This is a genomic window from Rhizobium ecuadorense (genome assembly GCF_001187535.1).
Lineage (GTDB): Bacteria > Pseudomonadota > Alphaproteobacteria > Rhizobiales > Rhizobiaceae > Rhizobium > Rhizobium ecuadorense.
The window spans coordinates 1-21,006 of record NZ_LFIO01000958.1 but is presented as its reverse complement, the minus strand read 5'-3'; the positions used below and the strand labels follow the sequence as shown (position 1 = coordinate 21,006).

The 21,006-nt window shown below is 62.1% G+C and carries 13 protein-coding genes and 1 tRNA gene; 10 read left to right on the top strand and 4 right to left on the bottom strand.

Annotation, left to right across the window (positions count from 1 at the left end):
* The first annotated feature begins 16 nt into the window (after positions 1-16).
* Complete coding sequence (locus AF337_RS17400; protein WP_049733044.1) at positions 17-886, top strand: LysR family transcriptional regulator; 870 nt, start codon at positions 17-19, stop codon at positions 884-886.
* Positions 887-1,037: 151 nt separating this feature from the next.
* On the opposite strand, the gene AF337_RS17395 is transcribed toward AF337_RS17400, so the two are convergent.
* Positions 1,038-1,274 carry an SMc00767 family acetate metabolism repressor gene (locus AF337_RS17395; protein ID WP_049733043.1) on the bottom strand — a complete coding sequence of 79 codons (237 nt, stop codon included), beginning with the start codon at positions 1,272-1,274 and terminating at the stop codon, positions 1,038-1,040.
* Positions 1,275-1,295: 21 nt separating this feature from the next.
* The gene (aceA, locus tag AF337_RS17390; RefSeq protein ID WP_049733042.1) at positions 1,296-2,585 is read right to left on the bottom strand and encodes an isocitrate lyase; all 1,290 of its coding nucleotides are present in this window, start codon (positions 2,583-2,585) and stop codon (positions 1,296-1,298) included.
* Between the two features lie 191 nt (positions 2,586-2,776).
* Between aceA and AF337_RS17385 the strand changes: the two genes are divergently transcribed.
* The 5 genes from AF337_RS17385 (at position 2,777) to AF337_RS17365 (ending at position 8,381) form a co-directional block, all read left to right on the top strand.
* On the top strand, positions 2,777-4,186 hold the full coding sequence (locus AF337_RS17385; protein ID WP_049733041.1) for a helix-turn-helix domain-containing protein: 1,410 nt from the start codon (positions 2,777-2,779) through the stop codon (positions 4,184-4,186).
* A gap of 126 nt (positions 4,187-4,312) precedes the next feature.
* On the top strand, positions 4,313-5,410 hold the full coding sequence (locus AF337_RS17380) for a polyamine ABC transporter substrate-binding protein (protein WP_049733040.1): 1,098 nt from the start codon (positions 4,313-4,315) through the stop codon (positions 5,408-5,410).
* Positions 5,411-5,500: 90 nt separating this feature from the next.
* Positions 5,501-6,643 carry an ABC transporter ATP-binding protein gene (locus AF337_RS17375; RefSeq protein WP_049733039.1) on the top strand — a complete coding sequence of 381 codons (1,143 nt, stop codon included), beginning with the start codon at positions 5,501-5,503 and terminating at the stop codon, positions 6,641-6,643.
* Between the two features lie 4 nt (positions 6,644-6,647).
* Positions 6,648-7,559: an ABC transporter permease subunit gene (locus tag AF337_RS17370; RefSeq protein ID WP_049733038.1), complete on the top strand. Its 912-nt coding sequence runs from the start codon at positions 6,648-6,650 to the stop codon at positions 7,557-7,559.
* 3 nt (positions 7,560-7,562) lie between these two features.
* Positions 7,563-8,381, top strand: coding sequence for an ABC transporter permease (locus AF337_RS17365; protein WP_049733037.1), 819 nt, complete (start codon positions 7,563-7,565; stop codon positions 8,379-8,381).
* Positions 8,382-8,383: 2 nt separating this feature from the next.
* Here AF337_RS17365 and AF337_RS17360 read toward each other — a convergent pair whose 3' ends face one another.
* Positions 8,384-10,276, bottom strand: coding sequence for an AsmA family protein (locus AF337_RS17360; protein WP_049733156.1), 1,893 nt, complete (start codon positions 10,274-10,276; stop codon positions 8,384-8,386).
* A 240-nt stretch (positions 10,277-10,516) separates the two neighbouring features.
* On the opposite strand from AF337_RS17360, the gene AF337_RS17355 reads away from it, so the two are divergent.
* Positions 10,517-12,469 carry an acetoacetate--CoA ligase gene (locus AF337_RS17355; protein ID WP_049733036.1) on the top strand — a complete coding sequence of 651 codons (1,953 nt, stop codon included), beginning with the start codon at positions 10,517-10,519 and terminating at the stop codon, positions 12,467-12,469.
* A gap of 257 nt (positions 12,470-12,726) precedes the next feature.
* Here the strand turns inward: AF337_RS17355 and AF337_RS17350 are convergent, their stop codons facing one another.
* A complete protein-coding gene (locus AF337_RS17350) occupies positions 12,727-16,596 on the bottom strand; it encodes an ATP-binding protein (protein ID WP_049733035.1) in 3,870 nt (1,289 codons plus the stop codon).
* A 214-nt stretch (positions 16,597-16,810) separates the two neighbouring features.
* Here AF337_RS17350 and AF337_RS17345 point away from each other — a divergent pair, with 214 nt between their 5' ends.
* The 3 genes from AF337_RS17345 to AF337_RS17335 all read left to right on the top strand — a co-directional run.
* Positions 16,811-17,260, top strand: coding sequence for a phasin (locus AF337_RS17345; protein WP_049733034.1), 450 nt, complete (start codon positions 16,811-16,813; stop codon positions 17,258-17,260).
* 130 nt (positions 17,261-17,390) lie between these two features.
* Positions 17,391-17,467, top strand: a tRNA-His gene (locus AF337_RS17340).
* Positions 17,468-18,149: 682 nt separating this feature from the next.
* The coding region (locus tag AF337_RS17335; RefSeq protein ID WP_193393634.1) for a M10 family metallopeptidase at positions 18,150-21,006 on the top strand (2,857 nt) is incomplete at its 3' end.

Sequence of the window (21,006 nt, the reverse complement as noted above, 5' to 3'; positions counted from 1 at the left end):
GCTATGTTTTTCATCGATGAAAAACGCGAATTGGGATTCCTACCAGCTTTTCCTGCAGGTCGCCCGGCTCGGCGGCCTGACGGGGGCAAGTACGGCAAGCGGACTCAGCCCCGCGACCGTCGGTCGGCGCATGCTCGATCTCGAACAGGAGGTCGGCCGCGCGCTGTTTTCGCGCAGCCAGACCGGCTATCGCCTGACCCAGGACGGCCAGGCGCTGCTCGATCATCTGCAGGAAATGGAGGCCGCCGCCCGCAAGGTGGAGGCGTGGCGGCAATCGGGCGAGGGGGGCACGACCGTCAGGATTACCGCCGGCACCTGGCTCGCCTGGCTGCTGACGGAGAATTTCGCCGCCATCCGCATGCCGGGCGATGGCTTTGCCATTTCGCTGACCATCGGCGAGGCGCGGGCGAGCCTGGCCTATCGCGAGAGCGATATCGGCATTCGCGCCTTCGAGCCTGAAGAGGCCAATCTTGCCGCCCGTCGGCTCGGCGAGGTCGCCTATGCCGTCTATATCAGACGCAACGCCGCCGAGACGGATGAACGCTGGATTGCGGTTGCCGAGGAGGAGGCGATATCGGCCTATCTGCGCTGGCCGCACGCCCATGCGGCCGCCGCAATCGTCGCCAGCGTCAACCGGCCGCGGTCGCTGCCGGATCTGGTGCGCGCCGGTGCCGGCAAGGCTGTGCTTCCCTGTTTCGTCGGCGATCTCCATCCCGATTTGCAACGGCTGGGCGGCGAGCTGCCGGAATTGCGCCATGCGCAATGGATCGTCATGAATGCCGAGGACCGTCATCGCCCGGAGATCCGCACGGTCGCCGACCGCATGACCAGGCTGATCCGAAGTTATGCCGATCTCTTCGCCGGAAAACGGCCGAGCCGCGGCTGACGTTTAGTGAAGCGCCCGCGCATCTCTTACAGCGCCGCGCGTCTTTTCAGACGCGCAAAGGACGCTGTAACACTTTGAATTGCTGCATAATTTAATCGTTAAATCGATTCCGATTTAAGGAATTATGCAGTGGGATGCGCGGGCCTTCTCTTCAATGCTGGTTGGTGACGACGACGGGGATCAGCAGGTCGCCCCAGTTGCCGTCGCCGCCGTGATGGCGGGCCGAGCGCACCAGCTCGACCGAGACGCCGGCCTCGACCGCCTTCATGACTGATTGGTTCAGCCGGTGCAGGTCGTTGGCGAGCATGCGGATCGTCGTCTGCTGATCCTCGCTCATGCTGGTCGATTGCTCTTCGGCCCGTTCCCGGACGCGTGAAATGGATGCCATGATCTTCTCCTCCTCTTTGGGTTATTCCGCAGCCGGTTTGAACTGCGCCTGTTCGGTTGAATCGTGCATCGCCGTGGTCGACGAGCGGCCGCCGGTGATGGCGAGCGACACGGCGTCGAAATAGCCGGTGCCGACCTCGCGCTGATGTTTGGTGGCGGTATAGCCGTTGACCTCGGCGTCGAATTCCGCCTGCTGCAGCTCGGAATAGGCCGACATCTGCCGCTGCTTGTAGCCGCGTGCCAGCTCGTACATGCCGTAGTTCAGCTGATGGAAGCCGGCGAGCGTGATGAACTGGAACTTGTAGCCCATCGCCCCGAGCTCCCGCTGGAATTTTGCGATCGTCGCCTCGTCGAGGTTCTTCTTCCAGTTGAAGGACGGCGAACAATTATAGGCGAGCAGCTTGCCGGGATGGACCTTGTGCACGCCTTCGGCGAAGCGCCGCGCCTGATCGAGATCGGGCTTGGAGGTCTCGCACCAGATGAGATCGCAATACGGCGCATAGGCCACAGCCCGGGCGATGCAGGGCTCGATGCCGTTCCTGACTTGATAGAAGCCCTCGACCGTGCGCCCGGCATCGTAATCGACAAAGGGCTGGTCGCGTTCGTCGATATCCGAGGTCAAAAGCTTTGCCGCTTCCGCGTCGGTGCGAGCAATCACCAGCGTCGCCACTCCCATGACGTCGGCGGCAAGCCGGGCGGCGTTGAGATTGCGGATATGGGCGGCCGTCGGGATCAGCACCTTGCCGCCGAGATGGCCGCATTTCTTCTCCGAGGCGAGCTGGTCCTCGAAGTGCACGCCGGCCGCACCCGCCTCGATATAGGCCTTCATGATCTCGAAGGCGTTGAGCGGTCCGCCGAAACCGGCTTCCGCATCGGCGACGATCGGCGCGAACCAGGTCTCGACCGAAAGCCCCTGGCCCTCCGAGGTCTCGATCTGATCGGCGCGCTGCAGCGTGCGGTTGATACGCTTGGCAAGCTCCGGCCCGGCATTGGCGGGGTAGAGCGACTGATCGGGATACATTGCCGACGCTGTATTGGCGTCGGCCGCCACCTGCCAGCCGGAGAGATAGATCGCTTTCAACCCGGCGCGCACCATCTGCATGGCCTGGTTGCCGGAAAGCGCGCCGAGCGCGTTGACGAAATCCTCCTGGTGTAAGAGCCGCCACAACCGGTCCGCCCCCATTTCGGCCAGCGTATGGGTGAGCGCCACCGAGCCCCTGAGCCGCTGCACGTCATCAGCCGAGAACGGCCTGTCGATGCCGTCGAACCGACCAGGCGGTGCGTTGGGAACAAGTTTGTAAAAATCGGTCATGCTTGATCTCCTCACTAAAAGACTCTGTCAGGGTGTTGATGACAAGATTGACAATGTCGCGCCGAATGACCAGAAAAACCTTTGATTTGCTGGCCGGAAAGAGGTTAAGATGACGAGGATTGACAGAATGGCGCTGTGAATTTGTAAAATTTTGTAAAGATCGGCGCCGCTGACTTGTCAAAGGGTGTGACATGGCGGAACGGAAGATATTCGCAGGCCCGAAACTGCGGCGCATCCGCAATGCGCTGGCGCTGACGCAGACCGCCATGGCCGAGGCGCTTGAAATATCGCCCTCCTACCTGAACCTGATCGAGCGCAACCAGCGGCCGCTGACGGTGCAGCTCCTGTTGAAGCTCGCGGCCGTCTACCGGGTCGATCTGGAGGAGTTGCGCGGGCAGACCGGCGGCAGTCTCGGCCAGCTCAAGGAGGTCTTTGCCGATCCGCTGCTATCAGGCGAATTGCCCGGCGACCAGGAACTGGTCGAGGTGGCCGAGGCCGCGCCCAATGCCGCAAGCGGCATGATCAAGCTCTACCGCGCCTATCGCGAGCAGGCGGCACGGCTGTCCGATCTGACGGCGTTGATGGCCGCCGAGGGCCATGCGCCCGTCGCCGCCGGCCGCTTGCCGCTCGACGAGGTGCGCGAGGCGCTGGAACGCCGGTCTGCCTATTTCGCACGGATAGAGACGGCGGCGGAGACCTTTGCCGCGACACTTCCCGGCGGCCTCGATCTTGCCGCCGGGCTGAAGGACTGGCTGCGCGCCGAGCGTGGCATCGCGGTGCGGGTGCTGCCGGTGCACGTCATGCCGGATCTGCGCCGCCGCTTCGATCGTCATTCTATGCGGCTTTTCATCTCGGAGCGCCTGTCGCCGGCTGACCGCGCGCACGAGATATCAGTCGAGGCGGCGACCCTCGCTTTGCTGCCGGCCATCGATGCCGAGCTCGACGATCTCGCGCTCTCTTCGGCCGAAGCGCGCCGCATCGCCCGCTTCGAGCTTGCCCGCATCGCGGCCCTGGCGCTCGCCATGCCCTATGAGGCCTTCCTGTCGGCGGCAAAGGCGACACGCTACGATATCGATATTCTCAGGGCGCGCTTCGGCGTCTCCTTCGGCCATGCCGCCGCCCGCCTGACGATGCTGCAGCGCCCGGGTGCGGCCGCCATTCCCTTCTTCCTGATCGAGATCGATGCCGCGGGCCACCGGTTGCGCCGGGCAGGCGCCCAGGGTTTTCCGCAGGCCCGCTTCGGCGGCGGCTGTCCGAAGCTTAATCTCCACGCCGCCTTCCTACAGCCGGGCCAGATCCTCGCCGAAACGGTGGTCATGCCGGATGGCGCCTCCTTCCTGACGGTCGCCCGCACGCTGGAGGGGCCGAGCGTCGAATTCGGCGAAAGGATAAGGCGCACCGCGATCCTGATCGGCTGCGACGCCGCTCATGCAGACAGCCTGGTCTATGGCCAGGCGACGGCGCTCGAGCCGGTCGCGATCGGCCCGGCCTGTCGCCTCTGCGAGCGGCGCGGCTGCCTTTCCCGCGCCGAGCCGCCGGTGACGCGGCCGCTCGGGCTCGACGAGATGGTGGCGGGGCTCAGCGCCTTCGATTTCCAGTGATTGTGAAATCATTGAAGGCGCAGGATTTTGCGCTTGTGGGCTGTGAAATTCCTTCTTAGTCTGCATGCAAAACCAGAGGGAAAAGACGTCCGGGGGTGCGGGCTCTTTGAACAAACAGGAGAAGTCATGAGGTCAATCATTCCAAGCGTGACGGCTGCCGCCGTTGCCGCGCTCCTTGCCGCCGCGCCGGCCTTTGCCCAGGAGCGCGTCGTCAACGTCTATAACTGGTCGGATTATATCGACGACAGCATCCTTGCCGATTTCACCAAGGAAACCGGCATCAAGGTCGTCTACGACACCTTTGATTCCAACGAGACCGTGGAAACCAAGCTGCTTGCCGGCGGCACGGGCTATGACGTCGTCGTTCCCACGGCCGACTTCCTGCAGCGCCAGATCCAGGCCGGCGTCTTCCAGAAGCTCGACAAGTCGAAACTGCCGAACCTTTCCAACATGTGGGATGTGATCCAGCAGCGCACCGCCGAATACGACCCGGGCAACGAACACGCGGTCGATTACATGTGGGGCACCGACGGCATCGGCTACAATGTCAAGAAGGTCGCCGAGATCCTCGGTCCCGATGCCAAGCCCGGTCTCGAAGTGATCTTCGATCCGAAGGTCGCCGCAAAGTTCAAGGATTGCGGCATCTACGTGCTCGACACGCCGAAGGACGTCATCACCACGGCGTTTCGTTATCTCGGCCTCGACCCGAACTCCACCAAGGCTGAGGATTTCAAGAAGGCCGAAGAGCTGCTGACGGCTATGCGCCCCTATGTCCGCAAGTTCCATTCCTCCGAATATATCAATGCGCTTGCCAACGGCGACATCTGCATCGCCTTCGGCTATTCCGGCGACATGCTGCAGGCGCGTGACCGTGCTGCCGAAGCCAAGAACGGCGTCGAGGTCAATTATTCGGTTCCCCCGCAGGGCGCCCAGATGTGGTTCGACATGATGGCCATTCCCGCTGATGCGCCCCACGTCGCCGAAGCCCACGAATTCCTGAACTACATGATGAAGCCTGAGGTCATCGCCAAGGCCAGCGACCACACCTTCTATGCCAACGGCAACAAGGCCTCGCAGCAGTTCGTCAGCAAGGACATTCTGGAAGACCCGGCCGTCTATCCCACAGAGGCCGTGATGAAGAACCTCTTCACGGTCAAGCCCTGGGATCCGAAAACGCAGCGTCTGGGGACGCGCCTGTGGACGAAGGTCGTCACCGGCCAGTAATGCAGTCTTGGGCCCGGGCGGAAACGTCCGGGCCTTTCAATTACCGGCCCGGGTGGAGGCCGGAAAAACCGTTGTATTTCGGGGAATAATATGAAGTCTCTCGGCAATATCCGCCGCGCTTTCGCGCCCTGGACCGATCCCTCTGCAAAACCCTTCATTGCCTTCAGGAATGTCACCAAGCGTTTCGGCGATTTTACCGCCGTCGACGATCTGTCGCTGAATATCTATCACCGCGAGTTCTTCGCGCTGCTCGGTGCTTCGGGCTGCGGCAAGTCCACGCTGCTGCGCATGCTCGCCGGCTTCGAGCAGCCGACCTCGGGCGAGATCGTGCTCGACGGCACCGATATGGCCGGCACGCCGCCCTACAAGCGGCCGGTCAATATGATGTTCCAGTCCTATGCGCTTTTCCCGCACATGACGGTCGAGAAGAATATCGCCTTCGGCCTGAAGCAGGACGGTATGGCGCAGGATGAGATGACCGACCGCGTCGCGCAGATGCTGAAGCTCGTCAAGCTCGAGCAGTTCGCCTCGCGCAAGCCGAACCAGCTCTCCGGCGGCCAGCGCCAGCGCGTGGCGCTCGCCCGCTCGCTCGCCAAGCGCCCGAAGGTGCTGCTGCTCGACGAACCGCTCGGCGCGCTCGATAAGAAGCTGCGCGAGGAAACCCAGTTCGAGCTGATGGACCTGCAGCAGAGCCTCGGCCTCACCTTCGTCGTCGTCACCCACGACCAGGAAGAGGCGATGACCATGGCCGACCGCATCGCCGTCATGAGCCACGGCAAGGTCGTGCAGGTGGCCACACCGGCGGAGATCTACGAGGCGCCGAATTCCCGCTTCGTCGCGGATTTCATCGGCGATGTGAACATCTTCGACGGCAAGGTCGCCTCATCGGGCAACGGCACCGTCGAGATATCAGTCGACAGCGGCTTCAGCGTCCGTGTTGCCGCTGCTGAGACGCCACCGGCCGGCAGCGCCGTCGGCTTCGCCATCCGGCCGGAAAAGATGCGGGTCACCCGCCAGCCGCCGGCCAACGCTTCGGTCAACGCCGCCACCGGCGAACTCTGGGACATCGCCTATCTCGGCGACATGACCGTCTTCCATGTGAAATTGCAGAGCGGCAAGGTCGTCAAGGCCTCGTCCCTCAATGCGCAGCGCTCCGTCGACGATCCCTTCACCTACGACCAGGACGTCTGGATCTCGTTCGACGAGAATGCCGGCGTTCTGCTGAAGGATTGAGATCATGGGCAAGCTCACCTCCGGCCTCTACAATCGGCTCGTCATCACCATCCCTTATGCCTGGCTGCTGCTCTTCTTCCTGGCGCCGTTCTTCATCGTCTTGCGCATCTCGCTGTCGACGAAGGCGATTGCCATGCCGCCTTATGAACCGGTCTTCTCCTCTGCCGACGGCTGGAGCGGTTTCTGGGGCAAGGTTGCGACCTTCTCCTTCGACAATTACGGCTACCTCACGGACGACCCGCTCTACTTCAACGCCTATCTGTCGAGCGTTACCATCGCGGCGATTTCGACCTTCTTGATGCTGCTGATCGCCTATCCGATCGCCTATGGCATGGCGCAGGCGCCGCGCACCATCCGCCCGGCGCTGGTGATGCTGGTCATCCTGCCGTTCTGGACGAGTTTCCTGATCCGCGTCTATTCCTGGATCGCCATCCTGAAACCGGAAGGGCTTCTCAACCAGCTTCTCCAGTCGCTGCACATCATCGACAGCCCGTTGATCATCCTCAACACCAATACCGCCGTCTATATCGGCATCGTCTATTCCTATCTGCCCTTCATGGTGCTGCCGCTCTATTCGGCGCTGGAAAAGATGGACGGCACGCTGATCGAGGCGGCCCAGGATCTCGGCTGCACGCCGATCCGGGCCTTCTGGCGCGTCACCTTTCCGCTGTCGATCCCCGGTGTGGTGGCCGGCTGCATGCTGGTCTTCATTCCCGCCGTCGGTGAATTCGTCATTCCCGACCTGCTCGGCGGTTCGCAGACGCTGATGATCGGCAAGACGCTCTGGAACGAGTTCAACGCCAACAGCGACTGGCCGGTCTCCTCGGCGGTGGCAACGATCCTGCTGATGATCCTGGTGATCCCGATCGTCTTCTTCCAGAACGCACAGGCCAAGGCCGAAGAGCGGGGGAAGTAAGTCATGCAGAGATGGACCCGTTTCAACATCGTCTCCGTCACGCTCGGCTTTGCCTTCCTTTACCTGCCGATCGTGCTTCTGGTGATCTTCTCCTTCAACGAATCGAAGCTCGTCACCGTCTGGGGCGGCTTCTCCACCAAGTGGTATGTCTCGCTGCTGTCGAATCAGAGCCTGCTCGACGCCGCCTGGGTGACGATCCGTGTCGGCCTGCTGTCGGCGACGCTCGCAACGATCCTCGGCACGATGGCGGCGCTGACGCTGGTGCGCTACACCCGCTTTCGCGGCCGCATGCTGTTTTCGGGCATGATCTACGCGCCGCTCGTCATGCCTGACGTCATCACCGGCCTGTCGCTTCTGTTGCTCTTCGTCGCGATCGGCTTCGACCGTGGTTTCTGGACGATCATGCTGGCGCATACGACGCTGACCATGTGCTTCGTCGCCGTCGTCGTGCAGTCTCGGCTGCTGAGCTTCGATCGGTCGATCGAGGAAGCGGCACAGGACCTCGGCGCGCCGCCGGTGCGCACCTTTTTCGAGATCACCCTGCCGATCATCGCGCCGGCCGTGATCTCAGGCTGGATCCTTGCCTTCACCCTGTCTCTCGACGATCTGGTGATCGCCAGCTTCACCTCGGGGCCGGGCGCCACCACGCTGCCGATGAAGATCTACAGCCAAGTGCGCCGTGGAGTAACGCCTGAGATCAACGCGGTGTGCACGATCCTGATCGGCATCGTCGCGGTCGGCGTCATCTGCGCCTCGATCGTCACCAAGCGTCGCGAAATCCAGCGCCAGCGGGACGAGCGTGCCGCCGCCGCCGGCGCTTAATTCTACTGCGCGTGGGGCGTGGTGCCGAAGAGTGGAACCGGCGAGATCACCGGGTTCGGCCAGGAGCCGCCGATGAAGAAGGGCAGAAGCGGCAGATCCGCCGCCTTGGCCGGATCGGTCGACTCCAGCGATCCGGACAGCGCCAGCCCGTTCGACTGATAGGTGATGACGCCGGAAAGCGTCAGCGTCTCGGCCGTGCCGGCGATCTTAGCGTCGTGCATCTCGGCGGAACCGTTGGCGAAATCGGCCTGCAGGTTCAGCTGGTTGAAAGCGAAGGCACCGCCTGCCGCAGCACTCAGCGGAAAGAACGGTTTTTCGGCTGCCTGCGTCCTCAGCGCCGCGGCATCGATGCCGGGGATCGTGCCTTCCCTTGTCCAGAAGTGCAGCCTGCCGGTAACGTCGGCAAGACCGGTCGTCCAGATCGCCTTCGGCGACTGTAGGTCGAGATCGAGCGATCCCGTCGCCAGCGGCAGCGGTCCCTTCAGCTGCAGGCGCTCGGCAAGGGCTGCGAAGTCGGCGTCCCTGATCGACAGCTGCAGCTTGCCGCCGCCGTCGAAGTCGCGCTGGGTCGCTTCCAGATGCGCGGTCATCTCGCCGCCTTCAAACCGGCTGTCGCCGATGTCGAATTTCGCTTCGCCGCCGGCGACGATCATGCTGGCGCCGACATCGGAGAGCGAGAACAGACCCATCTGTGCGCGCCGCGCCGAAAGCCTGACGTCGACATCGAGCAGCCGCAGCGGCCCGCTGATGCCGGCGGAGATTTCCCCCGCCTCGCCGGCGGCCAGCCTGAGCGCGAAGGCGTCGAGGAACGGCTTGAGGTTCATCTGGTCGAAGGCGAGCGTGCCGCCGATCTTCGGCCGTTTGCCGGGTTGGGTGAAAAGGTCCATCACCCCCGTGGCGCTCGCTTCGTTCAGCGACAGGCTGAGATTGTTGAAGCGCAGCCCGTTGCCCGACGACATGATGTCGGATTCCAGCGAGGCGCTCTTCAGCGTTGCGATCCCGGGGATCGATTTGCCCGACCATTTGAGAAGTGCGGGCATATCGGGAATGCTCGCGGTGATGTTGCCGGAAAGGGCCGAAAGGCTGGCGATGCTGGCAATTCCCTGGAAGTGCGCCGTCAGCAGGTTCGATGTGAGCGACGTCCGCGTTTCGGCATTCCTGCCGGCAAAGGCGAGCAGCGGCTGGCGCGAGGCGAAATCGACCTTCAGGTCTTCGCCGTTGATGCGGGCGATGATAACAGCCGAGATCGCGCCGGATAGTCTCGGCCAGGCGATATCCGCAGTGACGCTGTCGAAACGATAGGTTTTGGCGGTCTTGATATCGGTCACCGCAAACGTGCCGTCTTCGACCGTCACCGCGCCGATTTCGGCATCGAGATCGGGATCGAGCACCTCGGCGCCGTTTTCATAGCGCACGCCGCTGATCGCGCGAGCGAGCAGGCCGGCATAACTCCAGTCGATCAGGCCTTTGTCGTCGCGCGTCAGCGCCAGGTTCGGACGCACCAGATGGAATTCGTGGAAGCTGGTGCGGCCTCTCAGCGCATCGATGAGGCTGAAATCGGCCGACAGGCTGTCGATGCTGCCGAGCAGCTTGTCGCCGCTGTCGCGCGGCTGGCGGATGGTGATCTGGTTCAGCGTGATGCGCGGCGTCGGCCAGAATTCGAGAACCGGACTGCCCTTGATTTCGGCATGGTAGCCCGTCCATTTCGACAGGGCGTCCTCGATGCCAGAGCGCACAAAACCGGTGGTGATCAGATAGGGTGCGGTGACCCGGAGCGCCACGAAAAGCGCCAGCGCGATCAGCAGGAACACCGTCGACAGGCGGGCAAAGGCCGGCAGCCAGCGCGAAACGGGTCCGATCTTCCTGCGCCACTTGCGATGTCTTGACGTGCTCATGATCTCCGCCGGCAATTCAGCCGGTTATCCCGTTAAGCGCTGATTTCGCCGGATATAGGAAATATCCGGCATATGCAAATCCCCCACAGTGACGCCGATCGTTTCAGACGCGCTGAAGACGCCGCGGCACTTTGAAGCGACGCATCGTGCGTCCGAATGCGCAGGCTGGAATCCCGGCGGTTCCGCACTTTATAATGCAATGCAGCATGATATAAAGGCGGCATTGGGGAGGAGGATTGAATGCAGGATAACAGACCACTTTGGGTGCCCTCGGACGAGGCCGTTGCAAAAAGCCCGATCCATGCCTTTATGGCGCGCTGCAATGCCGATTTCGGGCTTGCGCTTTCCGGCTTTGAGGATCTGCATGCCTGGTCGGTGGCCGAGCGGGAGAAGTTCTGGTCGACTGTGTGGGATTTCTGCGGCGTGAAGGGCGAGCGCGGCGCTGAGGTGCTGATCGACGGCGACCGCATGCTGGAGGCCCGCTTCTTTCCCGATGCGACGCTGAACTTCGCCGAGAACCTGCTCTCGGGGCGCGGCGAGGGTGATGCGATCATCTTCCGCGGCGAGGACAAGGCTGCGGACCGCTGGTCATGGGACCGGCTGCGGGCGCTGGTCTCGAAGCTGCAGCAGGCCTTCAGGGCGCAGGGCATTGGTGAGGGCGACCGTATCGCCGCGATGATGCCGAACATGCCGGAGACCGTTGCAGCCATGATGGCCGCCGCCTCGATCGGCGCCATCTGGTCGTCCTGCTCTCCTGATTTCGGCGAGCAGGGCGTGCTCGACCGCTTCGGCCAGATCGGTCCCAGGCTGTTCATCGCCTGCGATGCCTATTGGTATTCCGGCAAGCTGCAGGACGTCGGCGCCAAGGTGGCAACCGTTGCAAAGAGCTTGAGCGTGCCGACGGTCATCGTTCATTACGCCGGCGATGCCGAAGCGGTGGCGCGCACAACGCCCGGTGCTTCGACGCTGGAGGCCTTCGTCGCGCCCTATGCGGTAAAGGAGGTCGCGTTCACGCCGCTCGCCTTTGCCCATCCGCTCTACATCCTGTTTTCTTCAGGCACGACGGGCGTGCCCAAATGCATCGTCCATTCGGCCGGCGGCACGCTGTTGCAACATCTCAAGGAACAGCGGCTGCATTGCGGTCTCGAGGCGGGCGAGAAGCTGTTCTACTTCACAACCTGCGGCTGGATGATGTGGAACTGGCTGGTCAGCGGCCTTGCCAGCGGCGCCACGCTCTGCCTGTTCGACGGTTCGCCCTTTGCCCCGGACGGCAACGTGCTGTTCGATTATGCCGCTGCCGAGAAATTCGCGATCTTCGGCACCTCGGCCAAATATATCGATGCGGTGCGCAAGAGCGGGCTGACGCCGCGCGCAAGCCACGATCTCTCCAGCCTGCGGCTGATGACCTCCACCGGCTCGCCGCTATCGCCCGAGGGCTTCACTTTCGTCTATGAGGGCATCAAGGAAGACGTGCAGCTCGCCTCGATATCGGGCGGCACCGATATCGTTTCCTGCTTCGTGCTCGGCAATCCGCTGCAGCCGGTCTGGCGCGGCGAGATCCAGGGGGCCGGCCTCGGCCTTGCGGTCGACGTCTGGAACGATGACGGCAAGCCGGTGCGTGGTGAGAAGGGTGAACTCGTCTGCACCAAGGCCTTTCCCTCGATGCCGGTGATGTTCTGGAACGATCCCGACGGCGCCAAATATCGCGCCGCCTATTTCGACCGCTTCGACAATGTCTGGTGCCACGGCGACTTTGCCGAATGGACGGAGCATGGCGGTCTGATCATCCACGGCCGTTCGGATGCGACGCTCAATCCCGGCGGTGTGCGCATCGGCACGGCCGAGATCTACAATCAGGTGGAGCAGATGGCGGAGGTGGCCGAGGCGCTGTGCATCGGCCAGGAGTGGGACGACGACGTGCGGGTCGTCCTGTTCGTCCGCCTTGCTGCCGGCGTGACGCTGGGCGAGGACCTGATCAAGGCGATCAAGACGCGGATACGCACCGGCGCCTCGCCGCGCCATGTGCCGGCCAAGATCATCGCGGTCGCCGATATTCCCCGCACCAAATCCGGCAAGATCGTCGAGCTCGCCGTGCGCGAGGTCGTCCACAACAGGCCGGTGAAGAACCAGGAAGCGCTCGCCAATCCCGAGGCGCTGCGGCTCTTTGCCGGGCTGGAGGAACTCAAGGATTGATCGCGGATCGGAAGTTACAAGCTTTTATCACTGATCCATGCACTGTCATGGAAACCTTTCGTTAAGAAAGGTTTGTCAAATGTAAAAGCCAACTTAGGGGCCGTATGTGAACGAGGCGGCCTGGAGCCCTACAGCGCCGCGCGTCTTTTCAGACGCGCAATTATGCAGGAGGGCTTTCGATACATGATGGTGATCGACTGAGCTCTTGTTGAACAGCACCAAATTCAAGGCAGCCTCGGCTGCCTTTTCTTTATGGCTCAGCCGGCCAGCACCCGCTGCGAGGGGAAGGTGATCTCGACGAGCGTGCCCTCGTTCGGCGCCGAATTGATCGAGAATACCGCCCGGTTGGCATCGACCATCGCCTTGGTCAGCGGCAGGCCGAGCCCGGTGCCGTCGCCGCGATGGCGCGACTGGGTCGACGAGACCTGCCGGAACGGCTTCATCGCCTGGTCGAGCTCGCTGCGCGTCATGCCGATGCCGGTATCGCGGACCCTCAGCACGACGCTGCCATTCGCCTCATAGGAGGTGGAAACGACGATCTGCCCGCCCGACGGAGTGAAGCGGATGGCGTTCGACAGGATGTTGAGGGCGATCTGCTTGATCGAGCGCAGATCCGCCACGACCTCGGGCACCGCATGCGACAGCGCCGTGCGGATGATGACGCGCTGGCCGTTTGCCTGCGGCTGGACCAGCGCCACGGCCTCCGAGACCGCCTCGTTGAGGCCGACGGCGGCAAAATCGAGATCCATCTCGCCCGCCTCGATCTTCGAAATATCGAGCAGGTCGTTGACGATATCGAGAACATGCCGGCCGGAACGGCCGATGTCGTTGGCATATTCGATATAACGGGGATGGCCGATCGGCCCGAAGCGCTCGCCGGCCATCATGTCGGAAAAGCCGATGATGGCGTTGAGCGGCGTGCGGATCTCATGGCTGACGCGGGCGAGGAAATCGGTCTTGTGGGCGTTGGCGGTTTCGGCCGCACCCTTGGCGTTGCGCAGCTCGTCCTCGGTGCGCTTCCACTGGGTGATATCGCGGATGACGGCGCAATAGCCGTTGGAAGAGGTGAGCTGACCCATCGTCATGAACAGCGGCACGAAGCCGCCGGCGGCCTCGCGGCCGATCACTTCGCGTCCGTCGTTCAAGACGCTGGCGACGCCATGGCCGGAAAGGCCATGGAGATAGTCGAGTACCGCCTTCTGGCTCTCATGGGCAAACAGCATGACGAAGGGTTTGCCGCGCGTCTCCTGCTCGTCGTAATTGAAAAGCGCGCTGGCCGACCGGTTCATCGAGCGGATGTCGCCCTCCGTGCCGATGACGACGACGCCGTCGGTCGCCGTTTCCAGGATTGAGCGCAGTTCTTCCACCTCGACCTGAAGCTTGGCGACCTTCTCGACCATGCGCTCGGGGCGCGCTTCGGACCGGCTGCTTTCCTTGCCTTCCACCGGCATCAGCGCCAGCATCAATGCGTTGGCGTCTTCCCAGCGCACCGATTGCAGCCGCGCCGTCACCGGAACGAGGCTGTCGTCGGCCTTGACCAGCATCATGGTGCCGGAGCCTGCCGCCTTTTCCTCGAGTTCGCGGCGCTGCAGCAGGGCTTCGATGCCACCGACCTCGCGCAATGCGTCGAGCGAGGTGTAGCCGGTCAGCCGCATGAATTCCGGATTGGCATGGATCAGCGCGTCGCCGACATGGATGAGCACGGCAACCGGCAGCTGGTCGACCGTTCCCAGCGAAAGCCCGTCGGTCATCTTGACGCGCGGCGGGATGAAGCTTGTCAGGACCTCGATCTGGCTGACCGTCTCCTCCAGCCCTTCCGTAGCCTCGTCCTCTTCTATGAGATCAGGCGTCTCGGCGCCGGCGTCGTCATCACGCTGGGCCTCGGCGGCATTCTCGAAAATCGCCTCCTGCGGCGCGATCTCTTCGCGCGAAGGCACGTCCGCCTCGTCGGCAATAGATGTTTCGGCCTCGAGCTTTTCGGGTCCGGAAGCCTCTTCGAAGCTTGCCGTTTCGGCAACAGTGGGTTCTATCCGTGCCGGCGCGGCAGGTTCGTCCTTGCTGGCGCCGAAGGCTTCGAGACGCTTGGCGATCTCGCGGAAATTGGCCTGCTCGGCGGCCGTCAGTCCGGCGCCGCTATTGTGGAGCTGAACGATCTTGTCGGAGAAACGGCGATTGGGCGTTTCCGAAATGCGAAGCGCCGGCGGCTCGTTCGACGTTTCCGCTGCCGGTTCGGCGGCGGAGATATCGCCGACATCGGCGCTATCGTCTGTTTTTTCCGCAGCGCTTTCCTGGAATGGCGGCTCGACGGATACCTGCTCGCCTGGCTCCTGCTCAATGTCCGCCTGCTCGGCGGCAATTGCCTCAGGAGCTGGCTCCGTCTCCGTCGGCAGCTCGCTTGCCGCAGGCGCCTGGTCCTCGACCTCATCCGGCAGGGCGGACTCGCTCACGGCTTCTTCCTGCGCTGCCGGCAGGGCGTGGACCGCGTCGGCAACGGTGTCCGGCGCCGGGCCGAGGCTTGCCGCATCATGGCCGACGCCATCCGGGCCGAGCGTCAGGCCGAGCGCCAGCGGATCTTCTTGCGCATCGGAAAGCCGGACGACGCCGAAGCCGCGGAAACCGTCGAAGTCGCGGTTGCGGGTATAGGTCGGCAGCGCCGCCAGATCGACCGGAACGACGAGGCTGGTGCCTTCGACCGGCCAGAGGATGGTTTTGCCAGACCATGTGTCGCGCCGCGCGAGCGCCTCGGCAAGCTTGCCTTCGGGATCGAGATTGAAGAGGGCGGCGACATCGCCGAAGGCGGAGCCGATAATCTCGGATGCATGCGGACCGACGGCCTCGGCAAATTCGTGGCTGACCTCGTTGAATCGGCCCTCGGCATCGATCTTCCAGACGAAGCGCGTGGCGCGGCTGTTCGGCCTGAAGACGAAGCCGGGCGCGGCCGCAAGCTCAGGAGCAGGGGGGGCGTCGTCGACCGCAGACTGGGCGACGACGGGCTCTTCGGCAGCGGCTTCCGGCGCCTCTTCGACCGGCGCTTCGCCGGCTTCAACAGGCGGCTCCGCCGTTATTGCCGTTTCCACCGTCTCCGTGACGGAGGCAAGGTCGTCCTCGATAATCGCGGCAGGCGCGATTGCCTCATCCGCGCTGCCTTCGATCACGCCGCCGTCGCTCTCCGGCTCCGCATGTTCGGCGAGATCGGTTTCCTCGGCCGCCTCGCCTGCGGATACCGCTGCCGCCTCTGCCGGCTGGTCGTTTTCGCCTGAGATGTCCTCGAGCGTCTCCTCGACTTCTTCGATCCCCGAGACTGCCTCGATGATCTCGGTGAAGCCTGTGTCGGAAATGGGCTCGTCGCGGGGCTCATCGGCCGGCGGCACGGCGTCTTCCTGCGCGGGCGCATCGGCCGCGTGGAGCGCGGGCGTATCGATCAAGTCGGGCGCGGATGCGTCGATCGGGTCGAGATGGCCGGTCGCCGTCTCCACGGCAAAGAGCAGGTTGAGTGCCGGCTCGTCGCTGAGCTTGCCGACGGCTGCCGGTAGATTGCCTCTGCCAGTGGCGACCGGTCGCTTCACCAGCCGGTCGGGATGCGCATCAGCCAGGTTAATCAAGGTTTTTGCCGTCTGCTCGGAAATCCCGAGCGAAACAAAGCCCGGCGAGGCAGCGATGACGTCGCCGTCGGCGCCGATCACAGCCATATGCGTGTCGGGATCATCGAGCCCCTGCAGCATCTGGGCTGCCGAGGCGCCTGCGGTCAGCGGCTTTGCCGAGACCGGCACCGAAAACAGCATGGCCTTTTCGCCTGAGGAAAGCCGGATCAGTTCGGCCGCCGCCTGCACCTGCACGCGCTGAAAGCCCTTGGCGACACGGATCGTCAGGCTTCTGTGGTCACCGATATCGGCAAGCTGGCGTGCGGCCGTTTCCAGCTGGCGGAAGGTGATGTCGGTGCGGTCGACGCCCTGATCGAGCAGATCATAGACGGCCGCATGGCCGAAAAGTTCGGCGCCCGCACCGTTCGCCCAGAGCAGGCGGGCGAGATCGGCCGAAAACAGCACCATCGCCTCACCGCGCGAAAAGCGTTCCCGCACCCGTGCATGCACGGCGATATCGATGAACGGATATTGGACTGCGGGCATGATCGAACCTTGTCGCTGTCGGCCTTCTTAAATTAACGGCTTATTAATAACTGCGGGGCGCATGCGGGTCCAGAAGAGCAGGGGGTTTTCGGCCGGCAAGGTTAACGTCTTGTGCATCGCACAATAATTGTTGCAACGCACAATGAAATGTCTTATATAAGCGTCATCCCAACTATTGCAGGCAGCGACTGCCTCAGCCCAAAGGATGCGACCCATGGCTACCATAAAGACCGACGACGTTTTTTCAATCGCTTCTTTCGACCCGTCCAAGTTCGCGGAATCCTTCCGTGATTTCGCCGAAAAAGGCGCTCAGCAGTCGAAGGACGCCTATGCCAAGCTGAAGACCGCCGGCGAAGAAGCCGGCAAGACCCTCGAAGCCACCGTCCAGACGGCACAGGCCGGCAGCGTTGAACTCGGCCTGAAGGCGATCGACATCCTGCGCGTCAATTCCGAGAACTCCCTCTCGCACTTCGAAGCGCTGCTCGGCGTCAAGTCTGCCGCCGAATTCTTCGAGCTGCAGACCGCGTTCATCCGCAAGCAGGCCGAGCTCACCGTCGAGCAGGCGAAGTCGATCCAGGAAACCACCAAGCAGGTTGCCGAAAAGCTGGCAAAGCCCTCCAAGGACGCCGCCGAAAAGGCCATGGCTTCCTTCAAGGTTGCCTGATCGGTCTAGATCGATCGAAGACAAAAGGCTGGACCTCGCGTCCAGCCTTTTTGTATATTGACGAGGAATGGGGCTTGAATTCATCGCCAAGTCCCCGTATGTGACCCCCATCGCGCCCGGCGCGGTTTATGCGGTTGTAGCTCAGTTGGTTAGAGCGCAGGTTTGTGGCACCTGAGGTCGGAGGTTCGAGACCCCCCAACCGTACCATCTCCCCCACGTAGAGTCGCTTTCGAGCGAGTCGTTTTCGGCTAACGTTATTTCGAACGAATTGTCACTGCAGATGCTGAAGTAGTGTGCAAACCGCAAGCTTTTGGAAGCGCGGCGCCCTCAAGAGCTCGACGCTCTGACCGCGAATTGCTGCTTATTTGCCACATCAAATCGAACATTTGGAATGGCACAACCGCCCATATGGTGCGATAGCGCCATCTGAGCTACATGTGCAGCAAATAGCAGCACCAAGGTCCGCAATTGCGACGATCCGCCACTCGATCCAAAAAGAATCCCCTACGCCAGCATGTCGCGGAAGATGCGAACAGCGAAGCCTACCTCGCCCCAAGAGAGGCGGAGATAGCTTTCGGAGCGTCGAAACATGCGGAGCGGATATCGCCGAACCTGAGACTTACTAAATTTCAGCACATGAATGTAACGTCAATTTAAGTGCCGTCATGCCAGCAATTGCGGAAGTTGGGACGGGCAGAACGCAGGATCCTGGAATATGTCTTGTAGCCCTTGAAAGAGGTTGCGGAGGAAGCGTTTCATAAGCGCTGGTTGCCAAGATCAAAAACATTCCTGAACAGAAATGAAGCTTTTAGTTGAATTTTCCCCTTTTATGAAGCAGAGGGAAATTGGTGTTAGGCGCGGCCGAGTGGAATAGGCAAACGGGGATTTTATGACGGACCTTATTACTCCGACGAAGAGCGTCAACACGACTGGCGATGCGAAAGTTGACGGGCTCTTCAGCGGCACCGCCTGGGACGGAACGATAACCTATGCGTTTCCTACCACCTCGTCATCGTATGTCGATGATGGCGTCAATATATACTATGAAAAGTACTATTCTTTCACTCCAATATCCTCGCAGCAGCAGTCTCACGCCTTGTTCTTTATGGAGCAATCCTACGGGAGTGCGGCAAATGACGGCTTCTCCGTCGAGGGGTTCACGAACGCCAACTTTGAGGCCGGAAGCGCGAATACCGCAACGGTGCGCTTCGCTCAAACGTCGGATCCCTTGCTGGATACGGCGGGAGCCTATTTCCCAGCCGCAGACGGGCGGGGTGGGGATATCTGGTTCGGGACGGGATATGCTGGCACCGAAGCTGATTATCGCTTCCCGAGGTTCGGCAACTATGCGGGCCAAACCTTGGCGCACGAGCTGGGTCACGCGCTCGGGCTGAAACATGCTCACGAAGGGGGAACGGTCGTTCCAAGCGCCTACGACTCGCTCGAATACACGATCATGACCTACCACACATTTATCGGAGACGATGAGAGTGGGGCCAAGTATGAGCAAAATGGCGCCCCACAAACCTTCATGATGCTCGACATCGCCGCCCTGCAGGAAATGTATGGTGCGGACTATACGACGAACAGTGGCGATACCGTCTACAAGTGGAATCCGAACCAGGGCATCACCTATGTCAATGGGGTGGCGGCCATTACGCCCGCTGCCAACAGGGTTTTCGCAACAATCTGGGACGGCGGCGGTATCGATACCTATGATTTGAGCGCTTATACCACCGCCCTCAAGATCGACTTGCATGCAGGGGGGTATTCGGTCTTTTCCCAGGGTCAGTTGGCCTATCTGGGCGGCGGGCCGAATGATGGCTATGCCCGCGGCAACATTTTCAACGCCCTTCTTTATCACGACAATGTCGCGTCGTTGATTGAGAACGTTTGGGCCGGCTCCGCCAACGATACCATTGTCGGCAACGAGGCGGACAATACACTCTGGGGCAATGCCGGAAACGATACCCTTACTGGCGACTCCGGCAATGACACTCTCGACGGCGGTGCCGGAAACGACAAGATGTCGGGCGGGGCGGGTGACGACGTCTACATCGCCGACAACGGCAATGATGCTGTCATTGAGAATGCCAATGAGGGGACGGACACGGTCCGGACGACGGTTTGGAGTTATACACTCGGCGCCAACGTCGAAAACCTGACCTATATCGGCACCGGCACGTTCGCCGGTGGTGGCAATGCGGCGGACAATGTGATCACCGGCGGGACGGGGTCTGATCGGCTGGATGGGAAGGTCGGTGCCGACACGCTGATCGGTGGTGCGGGCGACGATCAATATACTGTCGATAGTCTCAACGATGTTGTGATCGAGGCCGCCGGCGGCGGCGTTGACACGATCTGGACCGATCTTAACACTTATTCGCTGGCGGGGATCGCCAATGTCGAGAACCTATCCTTCTCAAGCGGCGGCAATTCTACCGGCACCGGCAACAGCCTCGACAATATAATCAAGGGTGGGACAGGCAACGACACGCTCTCTGGTGGGGTAGGCAACGATACTCTGATCGGTGGCTTGGGAACTGACACGCTCATCGGTGGGACTGGCAACGATACTTATGTCGTTTGGGATAACGGCGACACTATCATCGAAAACGTCGACGAGGGGATCGATACGGTTCAGACGACAATGGCGGCCTACACATTGGCAGCCAATGTCGAGTACCTCATCTACAGCTGGATTGGGGCGTTTGCGGGCACGGGCAACAATCTCGACAACACGATCACGGGTGGCGCTGCCAGCGATACGCTCTCCGGCGGCGCCGGCAATGACACGCTGGATGGCGGGGCAGGCGCGGACAGCCTGTTCGGTGGTGCCGGTAACGACACTTACATCGTCGACAATGCCGGCGACCTCGTCACCGAAGCCGCCGACGCAGGGATCGATACGGTTCGCACGACACTGGCAAGCTATACGCTCGGTAGCAATGTCGAGAACCTCACCTATAGCGGCACGGCAGCCTTTGCCGGGACCGGCAATAGCCTCGCCAACACGATCAAGGGCGGGGCAGGTGCCGACACCCTGGACGGAAAAGCCGGAGCAGACATATTGATCGGCGCAGCCGGCGACGACACCTATTTTGTCGATAACGTTGCCGACGTCGTCACTGAACGGCCGAATGAAGGAGCCGATCTGACCAAGACGACGCTTTCTTCCTATGCCTTGACCAATAATGTTGAAAGCCTGACCTTCATTGGCACCGGCGATTTCGCTGGGACTGGAAATGGTCTCGCCAATACGATCACCGGCGGTGCCGGCAACGACACACTTGACGGCGGCGTCGGCAACGACACGCTGAACGGCGGCGCTGGCAACGACACGCTTGACGGTGGCGCCGGCAACGACAGGCTGGCAGGCGGCGCCGGCGACGACGTCTATATTGTCGACAGCGCGAGCGATGCGATCACCGAGCTGGTTAGCGGCGGCACCGATGAAATCCGCACGGCGCTTGCAGCCTACTCGATCGCCGCACTGGTCAATGTCGAGAACCTGACCTACACGGGATCCGCCAACTTCACCGGCACCGGCAATGCGCTGGCCAACACGATCACCGGCGATGCCGGCAATGACACGCTTGATGGCGGGGCGGGTGCGGACAGCTTGATCGGTGGTGCGGGCGACGACACCTACATCGTCGACAATGCCGGCGACACCGTCACCGAAGCCGCCGATGAGGGGACCGACACGGTTCGCACGGCATTGGCGAACTATACGCTTGGCAGCG